This is a genomic window from Bacillus sp. LR--39, from assembly GCF_053613335.1.
In genome coordinates this window covers 1,189,294-1,210,715 of sequence record NZ_JBSIOT010000001.1, presented here as the reverse complement: position 1 = coordinate 1,210,715, position 21,422 = coordinate 1,189,294, and the positions used below count along the sequence as shown (strand labels likewise).

Annotated in this window: 7 protein-coding genes; all 7 read left to right on the top strand. The window is 49.8% G+C overall.

Translation table 11 applies throughout. The annotated features are described in order from the left end of the window. The first annotated feature begins 60 nt into the window (after positions 1–60). The 7 genes from ACWHAR_RS05760 (at position 61) to ACWHAR_RS05730 (ending at position 21,422) form a co-directional block, all read left to right on the top strand. Positions 61–1,035, top strand: coding sequence for an acyltransferase domain-containing protein (locus tag ACWHAR_RS05760; protein ID WP_032874961.1), 975 nt, complete (start codon positions 61–63; stop codon positions 1,033–1,035). Between the two features lies 1 nt (position 1,036). Beyond that, on the top strand, positions 1,037–3,277 hold the full coding sequence (gene fabD / locus ACWHAR_RS05755) for an ACP S-malonyltransferase (RefSeq protein ID WP_032874963.1): 2,241 nt from the start codon (positions 1,037–1,039) through the stop codon (positions 3,275–3,277). Positions 3,278–3,342: 65 nt separating this feature from the next. Further along, the gene (locus tag ACWHAR_RS05750; protein WP_012117592.1) at positions 3,343–3,591 is read left to right on the top strand and encodes an acyl carrier protein; all 249 of its coding nucleotides are present in this window, start codon (positions 3,343–3,345) and stop codon (positions 3,589–3,591) included. Positions 3,592–3,642: 51 nt separating this feature from the next. Continuing rightward, entirely contained in the window at positions 3,643–4,905 is a 1,263-nt protein-coding gene (locus ACWHAR_RS05745; protein ID WP_032874965.1) for a hydroxymethylglutaryl-CoA synthase family protein, read from the top strand. Continuing rightward, positions 4,902–5,675: an enoyl-CoA hydratase/isomerase gene (locus ACWHAR_RS05740; protein WP_032874967.1), complete on the top strand. Its 774-nt coding sequence runs from the start codon at positions 4,902–4,904 to the stop codon at positions 5,673–5,675. Before ACWHAR_RS05745 ends, ACWHAR_RS05740 begins: the two co-directional genes overlap by 4 nt. A 9-nt stretch (positions 5,676–5,684) precedes the next feature. Then, positions 5,685–6,434 carry a polyketide synthase gene (locus ACWHAR_RS05735; RefSeq protein ID WP_003154094.1) on the top strand — a complete coding sequence of 250 codons (750 nt, stop codon included), beginning with the start codon at positions 5,685–5,687 and terminating at the stop codon, positions 6,432–6,434. Between the two features lie 39 nt (positions 6,435–6,473). Then, the gene (locus ACWHAR_RS05730; RefSeq protein ID WP_032874969.1) at positions 6,474–21,422 is read left to right on the top strand and encodes a non-ribosomal peptide synthetase; all 14,949 of its coding nucleotides are present in this window, start codon (positions 6,474–6,476) and stop codon (positions 21,420–21,422) included.

Here is a 21,422-nt window from a genome sequence, read left to right as displayed (position 1 = left end):
ACATCACGAAACACTCACAAATCAATATTTTAAAAAAATAAGCAGCAAAAAGGAGAACAAATGAACCAGCCAATTGTTTTCATGTTTTCTGGACAGGGTTCCCAATACTATCAAATGGGGAAAGAGCTGTTTGCACATAACGCCGCTTTTCGGCAGAAAATGCTTGACTTGGACGATTTTGCAGTCAGCCGTTTCGGTTACTCTGTCCTAAAAGAGATGTATCATACAGGCAATCGTCTGTCTGATCCATTTGACCGCCTTCTTTTCAGCCATCCTGCCATTTTCATGGCTGAGTACGCACTTGCATATGCTTTGGAGCAAAGAGGCATACGTCCCGATTATGTGATCGGAGCAAGCCTCGGAGAGTATGCAGCGGCCGCTGTGTCGGGCGTGCTGAGCGCCGAGGATGCTTTAGATTGCGTGCTGGAACAGGCCCGAATCGTTACGGAAACTTGCCGTAACGGCAGTATGCTTGCGATACTGGGTGATCCGGCTTTATATCAAGATGATCCGCTGCTCGGCGAACATAGTGAATTGGCATCTGTAAACTATCATTCTCACTTTGTCATCTCGGGAGAGCGGGAACATATCAAAAAGATCATGGACAATCTGAGAGAAAAGCAGATTCCTCATCAGCTATTGCCGGTATCTTACGGGTTTCACTCAGCGCTGGTTGATCAGGCGGAACAGCCGTACAAGCGCTTTTTAGCTCAGAAATCAATCCGGACTCCGTTTATACCGTACATCTCCAGTGCTACCGGAGAGGCTGAGACCGATATACAAGCGGACTTTTTCTGGGATATCGTAAGAAAGCCGATTCGATTCCGCGAAGCGCTTCAATTCGCAGACAGCCGCCAAAAAGGATTGTATATTGATGCCGGGCCTTCCGGAACATTGGCCGCATTTGCCAAACAGATTCTTCCTGCAGGATCGGCTGAACGCATCCGTGCCATTATGACGCCGTTTCATAAAGAACAAACACATTTGCAGCAAATAGAAGACAGCATTTTATCACCGCCCGGAAGGAGACTGTAAGATGATCAGCTTTGTTTTTCCAGGCCAAGGCTCGCAAAAAGTAGGGATGGGGGAGAACCTGTTCGGCCGCTATCCTGAATTAACCGCAAAGGCCGATCACATTCTCGGATATTCCATTCAGGAGCTGTGCCGGGACGGAGAACGTCTCAATCAGACTCAATTCACTCAGCCGGCGCTCTATGTCGTCAATGCCCTCAGTTATTTGAAAAAAACAGAAGAGACCGGCTTGAAACCGGATTTTACCGCCGGACACAGTTTGGGCGAATATAACGCGTTATACGCTTCGGGCGCCTTTGATTTTGAAGAAGGCTTACAGCTGGTCAAAAAAAGGGGCGAACTGATGAGCCGCGCAAAAGGAGGCGGCATGGCAGCGGTGATCGGCCTGACTCATGAGCAGGTGACGGATGTTTTAAGAGAAAATCACTTGGATATGATTGATATCGCCAACATGAACACACCGCAGCAAATTGTCATTTCCGGATATAAAGAAGATATTGAAAAAGCCGCATCTGTTTTTGAAGCCGTAAACGGCGTAAAAATGGTTCACCGCTTAAATGTCAGCGGCGCCTTTCATTCCAGATACATGCTGGAAGCGAAGGAAGAGTTTTCACGCTTTATTGAATCTTTCCATTTTAAGCCGCTGTCCATCCCGGTCATTTCAAATGTGACGGCAAGACCATATGAGCAGAGAGAGCTGAAAGAGACACTCACCGGACAAATAACGGGATCGGTGAACTGGACAGACAGCATCCGTCTCTTAATGGGAAGAAAGAACATGAGCTTTGAGGAAATCGGTCCCGGAAAAGTGCTGACGGGGCTGATTCAAAGAATTACGGCTGAAGCGGAGCCGATAACAGATGAAATCAAAGTCCCGGCCGAGGCTGGAAAAAGCTCAATTACGGCGGCGTCTTTAGGAAATGAAGAGTTTAAGCGCGATTATCAATTGAAATACGCCTACTTGGCCGGCGGCATGTACCGCGGAATTTCTTCGAAGGAAATGGTCGTCAAACTGGCCGAAAAAGGAATGATGGGCTTTTTCGGAACAGGCGGTTTGAACATCACGCACGTTGAGGACGCCATTTTGTCAATTCAGCATGAGCTTCGTGACGGCGGTTCCTTCGGCATAAATGTTGTACATAATATGAAGCATACAGATTCAGAAGAAAAAATGATTGATCTTTTATTGAAGCATGGGATTCAGAACTTGGAAGCATCAGCGTTTTTAACGGTTACTCCCGCTTTAGTAAGGTTTCGCGCTAAGGGGTTAAAACGCGGTGCCGGCGGACAAATAATAGCGCGTCAGCGGATTATCGCCAAGCTTTCCCGTCCGGAAGTAGCGGAAGCGTTTCTCAGCCCGGCGCCTGATCACATTCTGCAGAAACTTGCAGCCGAAAACAAAATTACCGCTGAAGAAGCAAGTCTGATGAGAGAAATACCCGTTGCGCATGACATCTGCGTAGAGGCTGATTCAGGCGGCCACACTGACGGCGGAGTTGCTTACAGCCTCATGCCGGCGATCATCCGTTTACGAGATGACATGATGAAAAAATACCGATACGGCAAAACCGTCCGCATCGGAGCCGCAGGGGGAATCGGAACGCCCGAGGCTGCCATGGCCGCATTTATGCTCGGCGCTGATTTTATTGTGACCGGATCTATTAACCAATGCACCGTTGAAGCAGCGACGAGCGGCCTCGTAAAGGACCTCCTGCAGCAGATGAATGTACAGGACACGGCCTACGCGCCGGCCGGCGATATGTTTGAATCAGGCAGCAAGGTGCAGGTATTAAAGAAAGGGCTGTTCTTTCCGACCCGCGCCTCTAAGCTGCATGAACTGTATCAGCGTCACCGCTCAATTGAAGAAATTGATGAAAAGACACTCAGACAAATAGAAGAGAAGTATTTTAAGGCAAGTGTAAGCAGTATTTATGACAAAGTGAAGGCTCATTATTCGAATGAAGACATTTCAAAAGCCGAACGGAATCCGAAACAGAAAATGGCGCTCATATTCAAATGGTATTTCAGGCAAAGTTCTGCTTCGGCGATTAAAGGAGACCCGGATGCCAAGGTAGACTTCCAGATTCATTGCGGCCCGGCATTAGGCGCCTTCAATCAATGGGTGAAAGGTACGGAGCTGGAGTCCTGGAAAAACCGCCATGCCGATGGTATCGGCCTGCGGCTTATGGAAGAGACGGCCTCGCTTTTGAATCAGAAGTTAGGTTCATTTTTGCAAACGTGTTGACAAGACGAAATGATAGATTGAAAACATGGAATATTCATAAAAGATGAAACAGGGAGGAACTGACAATGAGTAAAGAAAGAATCTTTGAATTGCTGCAGAACACAATCTACGAGGTTTTGCCTGATTTAGAAGGCGAACAGCTTTCACAGGAAGACCGGTTAGTTGATCTGGGGGCGGACTCAGTAGACCGCGCCGAAATTATCACGATGATGCTTGAAGAATTATCACTGCAGATCCCGCGTGTTGAGCTGACGGGAGTGTCAAACATCGGCGAATTGGCGGAAAAGCTTTATGAAAAGGTGCAGGCTGTCTGATAAAGCGGTGAAACAATCGGAAACTCAAAATTCATATTGGAGGCGAAGTTCATGGCGGCTGCCGGAATAGAAGCGATAAATGTGTTTGGCGGGACAGCATACCTTGATGTCATGCAGCTGGCGGAGTACAGAAACTTAGACCCTGCCAGATTTGAGAATTTACTGATGAAAGAAAAAGCGGTGGCGCTTCCGTACGAAGACCCCGTTACATTCGGCGTTAACGCGGCAAAGCCGATTATCGACCGATTGACAGAGGCTGAAAAAGACAGAATCGAGCTGCTGATTACCTGCTCGGAGTCCGGCATCGACTTCGGAAAATCACTCAGTACATATATTCATGATCACTTAGGCCTCAACCGGAACTGCCGTTTATTTGAACTGAAGCAAGCCTGTTATTCAGGAACGGCGGGCTTGCAGATGGCCCTTAATTTTATTTTGTCGCAGACATCCCCCGGAGCGAAGGCGCTTGTCGTCGCGACGGATATTTCCCGGTTTTTAATTGCCGAAGGCGGTGATGCGTTAAGCGAGGATTGGTCTTACGCAGAACCGAGCGCCGGAGCGGGTGCCGTCGCCTTATTGATCGGTGAAAATCCGATTGTATTTCAGGCGGATGCGGGCGCCAACGGCTATTACGGCTATGAGGTGATGGATACATGCCGTCCGATCCCGGACAGTGAAGCCGGTGATGCCGATTTGTCATTGATGTCATACCTCGATTGCTGTGAACAGACATTTCGCGAGTACAAAAACCGTGTGCCGGGCGCTGACTATAAAGAGACGTTTCACTATCTAGCCTTCCATACACCGTTTGGCGGCATGGTAAAAGGAGCCCACCGGACGATGATGCGCAAGCTTGCAAAAGCGAAAAACGCTGAAATCGAACAGGATTTTCAAGCCAGAGTAGAGCCGGGGCTCCGCTACTGCCAAAGAGTCGGAAACATTATGGGGGCAGCCTCTTTACTGGCTCTTGCAAGCACGATTGACCAAGGGGCATTCGACACTTCTAAGCGGATCGGCTGTTTTTCGTACGGCTCCGGGTGCTGTTCAGAATTTTACAGCGGCGTTGTGACGCCTGAAGGACAAACGCGGCAGCATTCTTTCAAAATAGAAGAGCACCTGAACAACAGGTACAGGCTGTCCATGGAAGAATATGAAGAACTGTTTAAAGGCAGCGGTTTGGTGAAGTTTGGAACCCGGAATGTCAAATTGGATGTGAATATGATTCCGAACATTTTAGACCATCATACCGGAAGCCCTCGTTTGTATTTGGAAGAAATCACGGAATTTCATCGGAAATACAGGTGGATCCCGTGACCTATGAAACGATAAACGTCCGTTTTCAGCAAAATGTCTGCTTCATCACCTTTGATCGGCCTGAAGCCAACAATACGATTAATGAGTGTTTAGTGGAGGAATGCCTGCACGTTCTTTCTGAATGTGAAGACTCCGTGACCTCCGTAGTGCTTGAAGGGCAGCCGGAGGTATTTTGTTTCGGGGCGGATTTTGATGAGATGTACCGGAAAATGAGGCAGGGAATGCAGCATGCGGAATCGCAGGAGCCGCTTTACCGTTTGTGGCTGGCATTAAAATCCGGGCCGTACATCACAATCGCCCGCGTCCGCGGAAAAGTAAATGCGGGAGGTGTCGGTTTTGCCGCCGCCTGCGATATCGTCATTGCAGAGGAGAGTGCTTCGTTCAGTTTATCTGAACTGTTATTCGGACTTTATCCAGCCTGCGTTCTGCCGTTTTTAATTCAAAGAATCGGATTTCAAAAGGCGCATTATATGACGATCATGACAAAGCCCGTGCCGGCACGCCAGGCGCTTGAATGGGGACTTTGTGACGTATGCGTCCCGGACTCAGCAACAGAGCTGAGAAAGCATTTGCTGCGCCTCCGCCCGCTATCGAAAAAAGCAGTCATCCGCTATAAAAAATACATGGATTCCTTAAACGACCTTGTTCATCGTTCGAAATCCATTGCTTTAGCCGAAAATCAAGCGATGTTTTCAGATCCGGATAACCAATCAGCCATCTTCCGTTATGCAGAAACGGGGCGGCTTCCTTGGGAAACGGAGAACAGTTAGGAGGATATCATGCCGAACGCCGCAGTTGAACTGCTCGAAATTGAACCGGATATTATCCAAGTGACAATGCAGGATAAAGCCCATAAAAACGCCTTCTCCAAAGAACTGACGGATGGATTGATGGAAGCATTCACCCGTATAAAAAAATCGTCAGTCTATAAAGCTGTGATTTTAACAGGATACGGCCATTACTTTGCTTCCGGAGGCACACAGGAAGGCCTGCTCAGGATTCAGCAGGGCATCACGAAGTTTACGGAAGACCGCATGTACTCTTTGGCGCTGGAATGTGATATCCCCGTCATTTCCGCCATGCAGGGCCACGGTATCGGAGGCGGGTTTGTCATGGGGCTTTTCAGTGATTTTGTCATTTTAAGCAAAGAAAGCGTGTATACCGCAAACTTTATGAAATACGGTTTCACCCCTGGAATGGGCGCTACCTTTATCGTTCCGGAGAAGCTTGGGGCAAGCCTCGGCCATGAAATGCTGTTAAACGGCGGCCACTACCGCGGCGGTGACCTGGAGAAAAGAGGGGTGCCTTTTCCGGTGCTTCCTCGGCAGGAAGTATTAGACTATGCGCAGGAATTGGCCCGTGAGCTTGCGGAAAAACCGAGAAACTCTTTAATTACATTGAAAAGGCACTTGGTGACGCCGTTTCGCGAGCAGCTTCCGGCCGTCATTGAGAAGGAGTTAATCATGCACGATGAGACGTTTCATGATGATGAAGTGAAAAAACGAATCACGACGATGTACGGAGTATAAGACATACATCTTACATACAGATGAAATGGAGGCAGCTCTATGAAAAGTGATATGAAGGCAAGCGGGTTACTCAAGCCATCTGTCAGCTATGGAAAATCATTGCGGCTTTCAGCGGATCAGCCGATGACGATTCCTGAAGTCCTGCACAAAACCGCCGCGGCAGCGGGAGATCAAAAGGGCATCACATATATACAGCCTGACGGCACCAAAGTGTACCAGACTTACAGCGGCCTGAAAAAGATCGCTCTTTCAATTGTGAAAGGGCTCCGCCGATCAGGAGTGAAGGCTCAGGATGAAGTCATATTACAGCTAAGTGACAATTCCCAGCTGATTCCTGCTTTTTGGGGCTGTGTTTTTTTAGGAGCGATCCCGGTTCCGCTTGCGGCCGCTCCGGCTTATACAGAAATGAACAGCGGGACGCAAAAACTGAAAGACGCCTGGATGCTGTTGAATCGGCCGTATGTCATCACAAGCCGCGACGTGCTGCCGGAGATGACTGAATGGGCGGAGGAGCAGGAGCTTTCCGGGTTTTGCGCTTTGGCGGCAGAAGATCTCAGTGCGCACGAAATGGATACGGACTGTCATCATCCCCGTCCGGAAGATTTGGCGATGCTGCTTTTGACCTCGGGAAGCACGGGCACGCCGAAAGCCGTGATGCTCAGCCATGAAAACATCGTCTGCATGGTCAAAGGAAATATTCAGATGCAGGGCTATACAAGTGAGGATGTCACGTTTAACTGGATGCCTTTTGACCATGTCGGCGGCATCGGAATGCTTCATCTGCGTGATGTTTATCTCGGATGTGAGGAAATCAACATACCGAGCGAATCCATTTTGATGGACCCTTTAAAATGGCTCGACCTGATTGATCATTACCGCGCTTCGGTTACGTGGGCTCCCAATTTTGCCTTTGGACTGCTTGCCGATTTTGCAGAAGAGATTCAAACGCGGAAATGGGACTTATCTTCCATGCGTTACATGCTGAACGGCGGGGAGGCCGCGGTTGCAAAAGTCGGACGCAGAATTATGGAGCTTTTAGAGCCGTACGGTCTGCCGGCTAATGCCATCCGACCCGCATGGGGAATGTCCGAAACGTCTTCAGGCGTTATTTTCTCAGATGAGTTTACACTGGAAAACACGAGTGACGACGATCGTTTCGTCGAGATCGGTCTGCCGATCCCGGGATTTAATATGAGAATTACGGATGACCGCAATCAAGTGGTGGAAGAAGGAGAAATCGGCCGCTTCCAAGTGTCGGGTCTGACTGTAACGAGCGGATATTATGAGCGCCCGGACTTAAATAAGAGTGTCTTTACAGAAGACGGCTGGTTTGAAACGGGAGATCTCGGATTTCTGCGTGAAGGCCGCCTGACGATAACGGGGCGCACGAAAGATGCCATCATTATTAACGGTGTGAATTATTACAGCCATGCCATTGAATCAGCCGTTGAGGAATTGCCGGAAATTGAAACGTCTTATACAGCGGCATGCGCCGTCCGGCCGAATCAAAGCACGACAGATGAGCTGGCGATTTTCTTTGTGACATCTGTTCCGTTGGATGAGAACCGCATGACGAAGCTTCTTCATCACATTCACCAGCACGTGACACAGAGAATCGGCGTTACCCCTGATTATCTGCTTCCGGTCGCAAAAGAAGACATTCCTAAGACGGCGATCGGGAAAATCCAGCGCACTCAGCTGAAACATTCATTTGAACAAGGGCAATTTGATTCTTTACATAATAACAGACAAGAAGGCGGCAATTCAGACACGGCTTCTGCAGAGAAAGATATTGAACGGGATTTTATCCGTTTTCTGAAAGAGGAACTTTCCATCGCGGATGAGCTCGTTGATCCAAATACGCCGTTTCAAAGTCTTGGCGTCAATTCCATCAAGATGATGAAACTCGCCAGATCAATTGAAAAAACGTATCACATCCGGCTGACGGCAAGAGAGCTGCACAAAAACCCGACGATTGGCGCTTTAGCGGCTTATACTGCTGAAAAAGCGGCAAACATGTCAGCGGAGCATCATCCCCAAAAAGCCGAACCGCCGGCAGAACGGGAGAGACGGCAAACGGCGCCAGCGCTTTCAGAAGTCCAAAAAGGACTGTGGACATTGCAGAAAATGTCGCCTGAAACGACTGCATACCATGTCCCGCTCTGTTTCCGATTCACATCCGGAATCGACAAAGAGAAACTGAAACAGGCGTTTCAGCTCGTATTAAAGCAGCATCCGATGCTCAAAAGCGCCGTGAATGAAACAGACGGCGGGTTATATTTCATAGAATCGGCAGATCCTTTTGTATTCTCGGAAGAAGATATATCTGACGTCAATGAATCACAAATACCTGCTCTGATACGGAAAAAAGTGAAAGAGCCGTTTGTCAAAGAAGGCGGACCTTTGCTGCGCGTGCAGCTGCTTTCAAAATCCGCCGAGGAACATTATCTTTTGACGGTCATTCACCACATCGTGTTTGACGGCATTTCATCCATTACATTTATTCACAGTCTGCTGGATCATTATCAGGCGCTGCTGGAGGGAAAAGAAGAGTTTATGGCCGCCGCTCCCGGCATTCATCCCGATTTCGCGGCTTGGGAAAAGCGGTATTTGGCGGGTGAAGAAAGCAAAGCTGCCCGCGCTTACTGGATGAAACAGCTCGGGGGCGATCTGCCTGACCTTCAGCTTCCGCCGACGCGCACGGACAGCAGTGTTCCGGAGTTTACAGAAGATACGCTGACACGCCGTCTTCCCGAACGGCTGCTGAATAATATAACGGCGTTTGCCGCATCCCGTTCGATTCATTTGTCTACCGTCATGCTGAGCTGTTACATGGTGCTTTTAAGCAAATATACGGATAAGGAAGATATTGTGACAGGCATGCCTGCAATGGTCAGACCCGAAGAACGCTTTGACGGAGTGGTCGGGCATTTCCTCAACATGCTTCCCATACGGAGCAGAGCCGGACGAAAAGAAACATTTGCTGACTTTGTTCAAAAGGTGCAGGATGCCGTTCTGGACGGACTGGATCACTCCTTTTATCCGTTTCCGAAAATGGTGCGTGATGTGCATGCGAACCCCCGGCAGAACGGTTCGCCTGTTTTCAGCAATGCCTTTTTCTATCAGAACTTTCTGCAGCATTCAAGCTATCAATCGATGCTTGATGAATACAAGGAATTCTCCTGTGAGTTTGTAAAAGACATTCATCAGGAGGGGGAATATGATCTTGTATTTGAAATGTGGGAAGAAGCATCAGGCATGGATCTTACGATTAAATACAGCACCGAATTATTCGACGAAGCGGGGGCGGCCAGACTTTTCAGCCAATTTGTACAGGCCGCTGAAGCTTTGACGGCGAATCCGGATATGCCGCTTGAGAACGTTTCTCTCATGACAAAAAGAGAGGAGCACATGATTCTTAAGACTTGGAATGAGACAAGCCGTGAATATCCGGATGCCTGCTTCCATGAATTATTCGAACGTCAGGCGGCAGAAACGCCGGACGCTTGTGCGGTCGTGTATGAACAGCAAAAGCTGACGTACCGTGAGCTTGATGAAAAAAGCACGAAGCTGGCGCTCTATTTGCAGGCGCACGGTGCAGGCCCTGATGATCTCATCGGCATTTATACAGACCGATCATTGCATATGGCTGTCGGCCTTCTCGGCATTTTAAAAGCCGGGGGAGCGTATGTGCCGCTTGATCCTTCTTATCCCGCTGACAGATTGGAATATATGATCGCCGACAGCAGGATTTCAATGTGTCTGACGACAGCTGATTTAGAGCACTCTTTGAACTGGGGAGGCGTGCAGACAACTGCCATTGACCGCGATTGGTCTTGTATTGAAAGCACAGCCGCGGAAAGAACGTCGCTGAAGCGGTTAGTGACACCTGACGATCTGGCGTATGTCATTTACACGTCGGGCAGCACGGGCAAACCGAAAGGCGTGATGATTCCGCACCGGGCCCTGACCAATTTCTTAATCTCGATGGCATATGAACCGGGGCTTTCGTCCGAAGACAAACTGCTTGCCGTCACGACATATTGCTTTGATATCGCGGCACTGGAGCTTTACCTTCCTTTAATCAAAGGAGCAGAGTGCAACATCTGTAAGACAGAAGTCACAAAAGACGCACGGAAGCTGAAAGAGCTGATTCAAGAGTACAAACCGACGATCATGCAGGCGACGCCGTTTACGTGGAAAATGCTCTTTCATTCCGGATGGTCAAATGAAGAAAAAGTGAAAATCCTTTGCGGCGGAGAGGCGCTCAGCGAACAATTGAAGCAGCAGTTTCTCGATACGAAAAGTGAGGCTTGGAATATGTTCGGGCCGACAGAGACGACAATCTGGTCCGCGGTGCAGCGTATAACGGAAAATGAGAGCGCGCTTACGATCGGGCGCCCGATCGCCAATACCCGTGTGTATATTATGGATTCCGGTCTCAACCCTGTTTTAGAAGGGGTGCCGGGAGAACTTTGTATTGCGGGAGACGGATTGGCAAGAGGATATTTCAACAAGCCTGAGCTGACAGATAAAGCTTTCGTCAGCCACCGGCTCGAACTGGGATCAAAGCTTTATAAAACAGGCGATATGGCGCGTTTTCTTCCCGGCGGCCGCATTGAATACATGGGACGGATGGATACCCAAGTCAAAATCCGCGGATACCGCATTGAACCCGGAGATATTGAGAGCCGGCTGAATGCCCATCCGGCCGTACAGGAAAGTGTAGTTGTTGTGAACAATCACTCCGGAAATGAAAAGCTTTGCGCGTTTTATATCCGGAAAAACGGAGAGCCGCTTCCGTCTGCAAAGGAATTGCGCAATCATTTGAAACAAGCGCTGCCGGCCTATATGACGCCAGCTTCGTTTATCCGTCTTGAAGAGCTGCCGCTCACGCCGAACGGAAAAGTGGACCGCAAGCTTCTTGCTGCCCGCGATCTGACCGAAAAACAGCCGGAAACAAAAACATTTTCATCATCTCATATCCAGCAGGCGGTGCTGGCGATATGGCAGGATGTATTGAAAAGCAAAGATATAGAGCTTGATGACCGCTTTTTTGATGCGGGGGGAGATTCGCTTCTTGCCGTGACTGTCACTGACCGGATGACGCAGGAACTGGATTGTGAATTCAGTGTAACGGAGCTGTTTGAATACGCGACGGTAAAAGACATCAGCCGGTATATCGCTGAACAAAAACCGAAAGAAGCCGTTTGGGCTCCTGTGCCGCAAAAGAAAGTGAATGCAGAAGACCGGGAACATCCGGCGGGAGAATTTCCCGATTATTACGAGGACAGCCTTGCGGTTATCGGTATATCCTGTGAGTTTCCGGGAGCGAAAGATCATTATGAATTTTGGAATAACATCAAAGAAGGCAAAGAAAGCATCACCTTCTTTTCAAAAGAGGAGCTCCGCCGATCCGGTATTTCTGAAGAACTGGCTGATCATCCCGGCTTCGTTCCGGCTAAATCAGTTTTAGAAGGGAAAGAAATGTTTGATCCCGGTTTCTTCGGCTTTTCACCGAAAGATGCGGAATATATGGATCCTCAGCTGAGAATGCTTTTGCTCCATTCATGGAAGGCAATCGAGGATGCGGGGTATATCTCCAAAGAAATTCCGGAAACAAGCGTGTATATGTCTGCCAGCACGAACTCTTACCGCAGCCTGCAGCCGGAGGAGACGACAGCACAGCTGGAAACGCCGGATGGCTACGTGTCATGGGTGCTTGCCCAAAGCGGTACGATTCCGACGATGATTTCTCATAAACTCGGGTTGAAAGGGCCGAGCTATTTTGTCCATGCCAACTGCTCATCTTCGTTAATCGGCCTGCATTCGGCTTTTCAAAGCCTGCAGTCCGGCGAAGCCAAGTACGCCCTTGTCGGCGGTGCGACCCTTCATACGGAAACAAGCGCCGGGTATGTTCATCAGCCGGGGCTGAATTTTTCGAGCGACGGGCATATTAAAGCGTTTGACGCGGATGCTGACGGAATGATCGGCGGTGAGGGAGCCGGCGCCGTGCTCTTAAAAAAAGCGTCTGATGCCGTTAAGGACGGCGACCATATTTATGCACTGCTGCGCGGAATCGGCGTCAATAATGACGGAGCGGATAAGGTCGGATTTTATGCGCCGAGCGTCAAAGGACAAGCTGAGGTCATTCAGAAGGTCATTGATCAGACGGGCATCCATCCCGAAACGATCGCGTACGTCGAAGCTCACGGCACGGGAACAAAACTCGGCGATCCGATCGAACTGTCCGCGCTTCAATCGGTGTACGGCCAATATACAGATAAAAAACAATACTGCGGCATCGGTTCAGTCAAAACAAATCTCGGGCATTTGGATACAGCGGCCGGAATGGCGGGCTGCATCAAGGTTGTCATGAGCTTATATCATCAGGAAATCGCGCCGAGCATCAATTACAAAGAGCCGAACCCGAATCTTCATTTAGAAGACTCTCCGTTTTACGTAGCGGAAGAAAAGAAAGAGTTAACCCGTGAGAACAGAGCGCACCGCATGGCTTTAAGCTCTTTCGGTCTTGGCGGAACAAACACACACGCGATTTTTGAACAATATCCGGATGCATCTAAAGCAGCAGACGCTGCCGGTCCGTTCATCATTCCGTTGTCTGCCAGAAAAAAAGATCGTCTGAAGGAGTACGCAAAACAGCTGCTGGCTTTTCTGGAAAGAAAAACGGACGCCGGCCTCGCTGATCTTGCCTACACGTTCCAAGTCGGAAGGGAAGCGATGGAAGAGCGCGCGGCCTTTATCACAAGCGGCACTGCGGAGCTCAAGCGGCAGCTTGCCGATTTTATCAATGATAAGCCGGCTGTAACAGGCTGCTTCAGAGGAGAAAAACAGCAGGCGAAAGATATTGCCTGGCTTTCTGATGATGATGACAGTGCTGAACTCATTGAGAAATGGCTTGCGAAAGGAAAAGGAACGAAGCTCTGTGAAATGTGGAGTAAAGGTGTCGCCATCAATTGGCACAAGCTTTACAAAGACAAGCATCCGAAACGGATCAGCGTGCCGGTCTACCCATTTGCAAAGGAGCCGTACTGGCCGAAAAAAGCAGAAAAGAAAACATCTGCCGCACACACCGGAATCTCAGTTTTACACCCGCTCGTGCAGCAAAACACGTCAGATTTGGCCGTTCAGCGGTTCAGCTCACGGTTTACAGGCTCAGAATTTTTCCTGAAGGATCATGTGGTCAGGGAAAAAGCGGTGCTTCCGGGAGCGGCATATTTGGAAATGTCTTATGAAGCGGTAAAACGGGCGCTTGGCGGCTTATTAAAAGACCAAGACAGAATAACGCTCCATCATACCGTCTGGATGAAACCGATCGTCGTTCACGAACAAGAGCGCCAGGTCCATATTGCACTGTTCCCTGAAGAGGACGGCATCATCTCATATGACATTTACAGCGTAAACGCTGACGATGAAGAAGTGCTGCACAGCCAAGGACGGGCCGAAATCATAAAGGCTGAACGAGAGCCAGAGACCGACCTTTCTGCCATACAAAACAGATGCACAGCGGACATTCTTGATCCGGCGGCCTTTTATCGGGAAGGCCGGAGCAGGGGGATGTTCCACGGAAAAGCCTTCCAAGGCATTAAGTCCGCCTTTATCGGCGAGAAAGAAGTGCTTTCGGACATACAGCTTCCGGATTCTGTTTCTCATACGAACGGACAATTTACGCTTCATCCGAGCATCATTGATTCGGCTATTCAGACGGCGACGATCTGCATTATGCAGGAGTTTTCCGGACAAAAGCTGATTCTGCCGTTTGCGCTGGAATATCTTGAAGTCATCAAAGCATGCACGCCGACTATGCGGGCGCATGCGCGCTTCAGTGAAGGATATCAAACCGGTGATTCCGTGCAGAAAGCCGACATTGACCTGTTCGACGAAACAGGAGCGCTTTGCGTGAAGGTGAGAGGATTCTCTACGAGAGTGCTTGAAGGCGATGCAGAATCGGCTCAGCGGCCATCAGGCTCGGAAAAGGTCTTGTTTGCACCGGTTTGGAAAGAAGCCGCCGCATCCGAAGAAGCTTCTGTCCAAGCTGATGAGCATTTGATCATACTTTGTGAAGATGCCTGCCGTATAAAAGATAAAGCGGCATCCGGCCTGAAAGACGCCGAACTGCTGATTGCAGAAGGTGAGGGTGAAACAGCCGCTGAACGCTTCCAAAGCTTTGCGCAGACAATCGCTGAACACATCCGGCGGATCATCAGCGAAAAAAGGCAGGGCCGCATTCTGATTCAGACTGTTATTTCAGCAGACGGCAGCCAGCAATTGTTTGCGGGGTTAACAGGTTTGTTAAAAACAGCCGAGCTGGAATACGGAAAACTTGACTGTCAGCTCATCGAAATGGAATCAATCGGCGAAATGCCGGCTGTCGCTCAAAAACTGAAAAACGACAGTCATCGGCCGCATGATAAACATATCCGTTATAAAGGAGAAAAACGGTATGTGAAGGCTTGGGAAGAAATGCATCCCTCAGGGGGCGGCATCGTCTGGAAGGACGAAGGCGTATATCTGATTACCGGAGGGGCAGGAAGCCTGGGGTTGATGTTCGCAAAAGAAATCGCAGGTCGCGTAAAACACCCGAAAATCATTCTGACCGGCCGCTCAAATCTGTCAGAAGCCAAACAGCGTGAGCTTGCTATGCTTCAGCACTCAGGCGCAAATGTCGTCTACAAAAAGCTGAATGCGGCAGACCGGCGGGAAAATGAAGCGCTGATAAAAGAGATTACGGCGGAATTCGGAAAGCTTAACGGAATTATTCACGCTGCGGGAGTGATACAAGACCGCTTCCTGCTGCAAAAAACGAAGGAAGAGTTCAGGGAAGTGCTTGATCCGAAAGTCATCGGAACCGCTTATTTAGATGAAGCCAGCAAAGACTGCAATCTTGACTTTTTCGTATTGTTCTCCAGTGTTTCCGGCGTTCTCGGCAATGTCGGGCAGGCTGATTATGCCGCCGGCAACGCGTTTATGGATGCATACGCCGCTTACAGGCAATCCCTTACGGAGAATGGCCTTCGGCACGGAAAAACGGTCGCCTTTAACTGGACGCTGTGGAAAGATGGCGGTATGCAGGCGGGAGACGAGACGGAGAGAATGATGAAAAAAGCTTTCGGCATGGTTCCGCTTCAAAAGGCGTCAGGCCTGGCTGCATTTTATGAAGGAATGGCTCAGGAAAAGCCGCAGCTTTTAGCAGCTGAAGGACACGCTGCAAAATTAAAACAGTCGTTCCTATCCGTTTCTGAAACTGAAAAGCCGCAGGTGGAGAAAATTGAGCCTGTATCCGCCGTTTCGGGAGACAAATGGCACGGTGCGCTTATCCGATTGGTCAGTTCAATTTTAAAAGTCGGCCAAGACGAGATCGATATTGATACGGAACTGAGTGAATACGGTTTTGATTCCGTATCGTTTACCGTCTTTACGAATCAATTAAATGAAGCGTATCAGCTGGAGCTGGCGCCGACGATCTTCTTCGAACACGGGACGATCCGCAGTTTAGCAGAGTATTTGACGGATGAGGCAGAAGCCGGCCTTCCTTCTCAGCCGGAAGAAAAACACGATGCAGAAGAATCTCTTCAAACGCTTCACACCGCTTTGACAGCCATGGTAAGCGGCATTTTAAAAGTTGACCGTGAGGACGTTGAGACAGATACGGAATTGAGTGAATACGGTTTTGATTCCGTATCGTTTACTGTCTTTACGAATCAATTAAATGAAGCGTATCAGCTGGAGCTGGCGCCGACGATTTTCTTTGAGTACGGAACGATCAGCGGTCTCGCCGGATATTTGGCAAAAGAGCATCCGGGCCGTTTCGGCGAAAAGAAGAAAGAGTCTCCGGAAAAAGCGCAGCCAAAAGCCCAAAAACCGAAAATGCAGCGGAAAAAGCGCTTCGCAACGGTAATGAACGCTGCGGCAGCGACACAAGAGCCGCGCGGCAATGACCCGGTTGCCATTGTCGGAATCAGCGGCCGATTCCCGGGTGCAAAGGATATAGAGGAATTTTGGCGCAATTTGAAAGAAGGAAAGGATTCGATCACAACCATTCCGAAAGAACGCTGGGATTGGCAAGCGTTTGATGGCGACCCGAATCTTGAAGGGAATAAAACGAATATCAAGTGGGGCGGCTTTATCGACGGAATAGCTGAATTTGATCCGCTGTTCTTTGGGATTTCACCGCGGGAAGCCCAATATTTAGATCCGCAGCAGCGGCTGTTATTGACTTATGCATGGCGGGCGATAGAAGATGCGGGCTGTAAGCCGGAAAGCCTTTCCGGCACAAATACGGGCGTCTTTATCGGCACCGGAAATACCGGTTATAAAGATTTGTTCACAAGGGCAGGTCTAGCGCCGGAAGGACATGCGGCGACAGGCAGCATGATTCCTTCCATAGGTCCGAACCGTTTGAGCTATTTGTTAAATCTTCACGGGCCGAGCGAGCCGATTGAAACGGCATGTTCAAGCTCGCTTGTGGCAATTCACCGGGCGGTATCCGCTATAGAAAACGGAGAATGCGACATGGCGATTGCCGGGGGAATCAATACGATTCTGACGGAAGAAGCGCATATCAGCTACAGCAAAGCAGGCATGCTCAGCAAAGACGGAAAATGCAAAACCTTCTCCAAAGATGCCAACGGGTATGTCAGAGGAGAAGGCGCGGGAATTCTGATGCTGAAGAAACTGACAGATGCAGAACGTGACGGCAGTCCGATTTACGGCGTGATTCGCGGTACGGCTGAAAACCACGGCGGCCGGGCGAATACGTTAACCTCGCCGAATCCGAAACTGCAGGCTGATTTATTGGTGAAAGCATACCGGAAAGCGGGAGTGGACCCGAGCACCGTCACGTATATTGAAGCGCACGGTACAGGAACGGAATTGGGCGACCCGATTGAAATAAACGGTTTGAAAGCGGCGTTTCACGAGCTGGCGAAAACAAATCAAGAGCCTGAAGTCTCCGGTCACCGCTGCGGCATCGGTTCGGTCAAAAGCAATATCGGCCATTTAGAGCTTGCCGCGGGAGTATCAGGCGTGATGAAAGTGCTTTTGCAAATGAAACATAAAACGCTGGTGAAAAGCCTGCATTGCGAGACGATCAATCCGTACATTCAGCTCGATGACAGTCCTTTCTACATCGTGCGGGAAAATCAGGAATGGACGGCAGGAAAAGATAGCAACGGAAATGCCATTCCGCGCCGGGCCGGGGTCAGCTCATTTGGCATCGGCGGGGTCAACGCCCATATCGTCATTGAAGAGTATGTCCCGAAAGCAGCCGCTCAGCCTGAGCACAGCCCGGAAAATCCGGCAATCATCCTTTTGTCCGCCAAATCAAAAGAAAAACTGTTTGAACAGGCGCAGCAGCTGCAAAAAGCGATCCGTCAAACGCCGTATACAGATCAAGACTTGGCGGGCGTCGCTTATACGCTGCAAACCGGAAGGGACGAAATGGAAGAGCGCTTGGCCATTCTTGCAGCGACGATGGCGGAATTGGAAACAAAGCTGGAAGCATTTACGAAAAATGAGAAAAACATCGCCGGGCTGTATACCGGCCAGTCTCACCGAAATAAAGATACGTTTGCCTTGTTCACGGCAGATGAAGATATGGACATCGTCATTGACGCCTGGATCAGAAAAGGAAAATTCGCCAAGCTGGCAGAGGTATGGGTGAAAGGCGGCGTATTGAATTGGAACCGGCTGTATGAAAAGGGTACGCCGCGTTTACTCAGTCTTCCGTCTTATCCGTTCGCAAAAGACACGTATTGGGTGCCTGAGAATCCTGACAAAAATAAGGTCCATACAGAGGAACGGATGAAACGTATTCTGACGAAACAATGGGAACTGAGCCCGCTCGAACTGCGTGAACCGTGCGCACGTTCAGTTGCGATTTTGACAGGCGGGGACACGATTAATCTCGCAGAAGAGATCGCAGCGCACATGCCGAATCACCGTATCATCACAGCATCAGACCTTACCGGTGAATATGACTGGCAGGCGTTTGACGGAGTCATCGACCTCCTCGGCGCAGCGAAAGAAGATTCTCAAGACATGGCCGGAATCAAATGGCTTCAGCAATTGATTGAGCATGGGCATAAAGAAGGGATGACACTGCTTTGTGTCACGAAAGACCTTGAGTCATTAAATAAAGAGGCCAATCAAACAACAGGAGCAAAACGGGCCGGTCTGTACAGAATGCTGGCATGCGAATACGGTCATCTGTCTTCAAGGCATCTCGACCTTGAAGGAGCGCTTTCGGATGACAAACTGGCGAAGCAGATTGCCGATGAGTTTCATGCCCGTACTGATGACGCGGAAGTTTGCCGGAGGGACGGCTTGCGCTACCGCGCCGTATTGAGCGGATCAGAAAATATAAATATGCAAGGCGAGAGAATTGATTTTCCCGACAACCATGTGCTTCTGATCACCGGAGGGACGAGGGGGATCGGCCTTTTATGCGCACGCCATTTTGCCGAACATTACGGAGTGAAAAAACTGGTGCTTACAGGCCGTGAGACCCTTCCGCCGCGAAGTGAGTGGACGGGCGGACTGAATGGGGTGACGGCTTCTGTAAAAGCGAAAATTGAAGCTGTTCTCGACTTGGAATCCAAAGGTGTACAAGTGAAGGTTTTGTCAGTCCCGTTAGCTGATGAAGCCGGGCTGAGACAGGAACTGAGCCAGATAAAACAGACGCTCGGAAATATCGGCGGCGTGATTCACTGCGCGGGTGTGACCGATAAAGAGACGCTCGCATTCATCAGAAAAACCGATGAAGACATACAGCGCGTGCTCGAGCCGAAAGTAGACGGGCTTCAGGCGTTATACAGTGTGCTCAGCGAAGAGCCGCTGAAGTTTTTCGTCTTGTTCTCTTCCGTGTCAGCTGCGATACCGGCGCTTTCGGCAGGACAGGCCGACTATGCCATGGCCAATGCGTATATGGACTATTTTGCAAACTCATACAAAGAGCAGCTGCCGATCGTAAGCATTCAGTGGCCGAACTGGAAAGAAACCGGAATGGGCGAAGTAACAAACAAAGCTTATATAGAGAGCGGGCTATATAGCATCACGAATGCAGAAGGATTACAGCTCCTTGACGGCATACTTCTTGAATCAGCAAGGGGCCCAGTGCTGCCGGCCGTTCTGAATCCTAAGCTGTGGAAGCCGGAGCGATTCCTGCGGCGGAGCAGGCAGGATCAGCCAATGAGTCCGGCTATGGTAAAACCGGCGGAAAAAACCGCTTATGCTGCCGCAGACAACGCTCAATTAACAAGGAAAACAGAAGAATGGCTGAAAGAATTATTTTCTGAAGAGCTGCGGATTGACCAGGATCAGCTTGAGACAGACGTATTATTCCAAGATTACGGAGTGGATTCCATTATTCTTGCTCAGCTTCTGCAGCGGATCAATCGGAATCTCTCGGCATCGCTTGACCCGTCCATTCTGTATGAATATCCGACGATTCAATCTTTCGCAAATTGGCTTCTCGAAGGATATACAGAAGTTTTGTCGGAACTGTTTGATTTGGCGGCGGAGCCTGTTAAGAAGAAGCCGGCTGAGCCGGTGATTGAAACACAAGCCGTTAAGGTGCAAGAAGAGCCGGCCGGAAAACAGATTCACCGGGAAGATATCGCGGTCGTCGGCATGTCCTGCCGGTTTCCGGGAGCGGCTTCCTTAGAGGCGTACTGGTCGCTTTTGGCTGAAGGCCGTTCGGCTATCGGTCCTGTTCCGGCTGAGCGATGGGGGTTGAAGACGCCTTATTACGCGGGAATGCTTGATGGAATTCATCAATTTGATCCGGACTTCTTTTTACTGGCAGAAGAAGATGTAAAGGCAATGGACCCTCAAGCTTTGGCCGCTCTGGAAGAATGCCTTAACCTGTGGTATCACGCTGGCTATACGCCGGATGAGATAAAGGGAGAAGCAATAGGTGTGTATCTCGGCGGACGCAGCCGTCACAGACCGGGTGAAGAGAAACTGCTGGATGCGAAAAACCCGATCGTCGCGCTGGGTCAGAATTATTTGGCCGCAAATCTCTCTCAATATTTTGATATGCGCGGCCCGAGCGTTGTCCTCGATACGGCTTGTTCTTCTGCTTTAGTCGGAATGAATATGGCCGTGCAGGCTCTTGTAACAGGAGAAATAAAAGCGGCCGTCGTCGGCGGGGTGAGCCTGTTTGAATCAGAAGAAACCCATAAATTATTTGAACAGCGCGGCATATTAAGTAAAGCGCAGTCGTTCCATGTATTTGACGAACGCGCCGATGGAGTCGTGCTGGGCGAGGGTGTCGGAATGGTTCTTTTAAAAACCGTGTCGCAGGCGATTGAAGACGGAGATTCTATTTATGCCGTAGTGAAGGCGGCATCCGTCAATAATGACGGAAGAACGGCAGGCCCGGCTACGCCGAGTCTGGAAGCGCAAAAATCCGTCATGAAGACGGCTCTTGAAAAAAGCGGAAAACAGCCGGAAGACATCACTCATATTGAAGCGAACGGTTCAGGCACGGTCGTGACAGATCTGTTAGAACTGAAGGCCATTCAATCCGTCTACCGTTCAAAAGACGCCGGCCCGCTCGGAATCGGATCTGTGAAACCGAACATCGGGCACCCGCTTTGCGCGGAAGGAATTGCAAGTTTCATAAAAGTTGTTCTCATGCTGAAAGAAAAGAGCTTTATCCCGTTTTTATCAGGCGAGCATGAAAACACACATTTTGATAGAGAAAAGGCCAATATTCAGTTCAGCCGCACTCTGGCAGACTGGCCGTCACCAATGCCGGCGGCAGGAATTAACTGCTTTGCCGACGGCGGAACAAACGCCCACGTCATTGTGGAAGCGTGGCAGGAAGACGAAGGGCGCCGAATCAAGCGCCATCCTTTAACACCGCCTGCATTAAATAAGCGGCTGATTTCGCCGGACAGCAAAGAAGAAACGAACGAAAAAGCTGCGGCAAACATCTGGGATACCTATGAAGTGGAGGTTTAA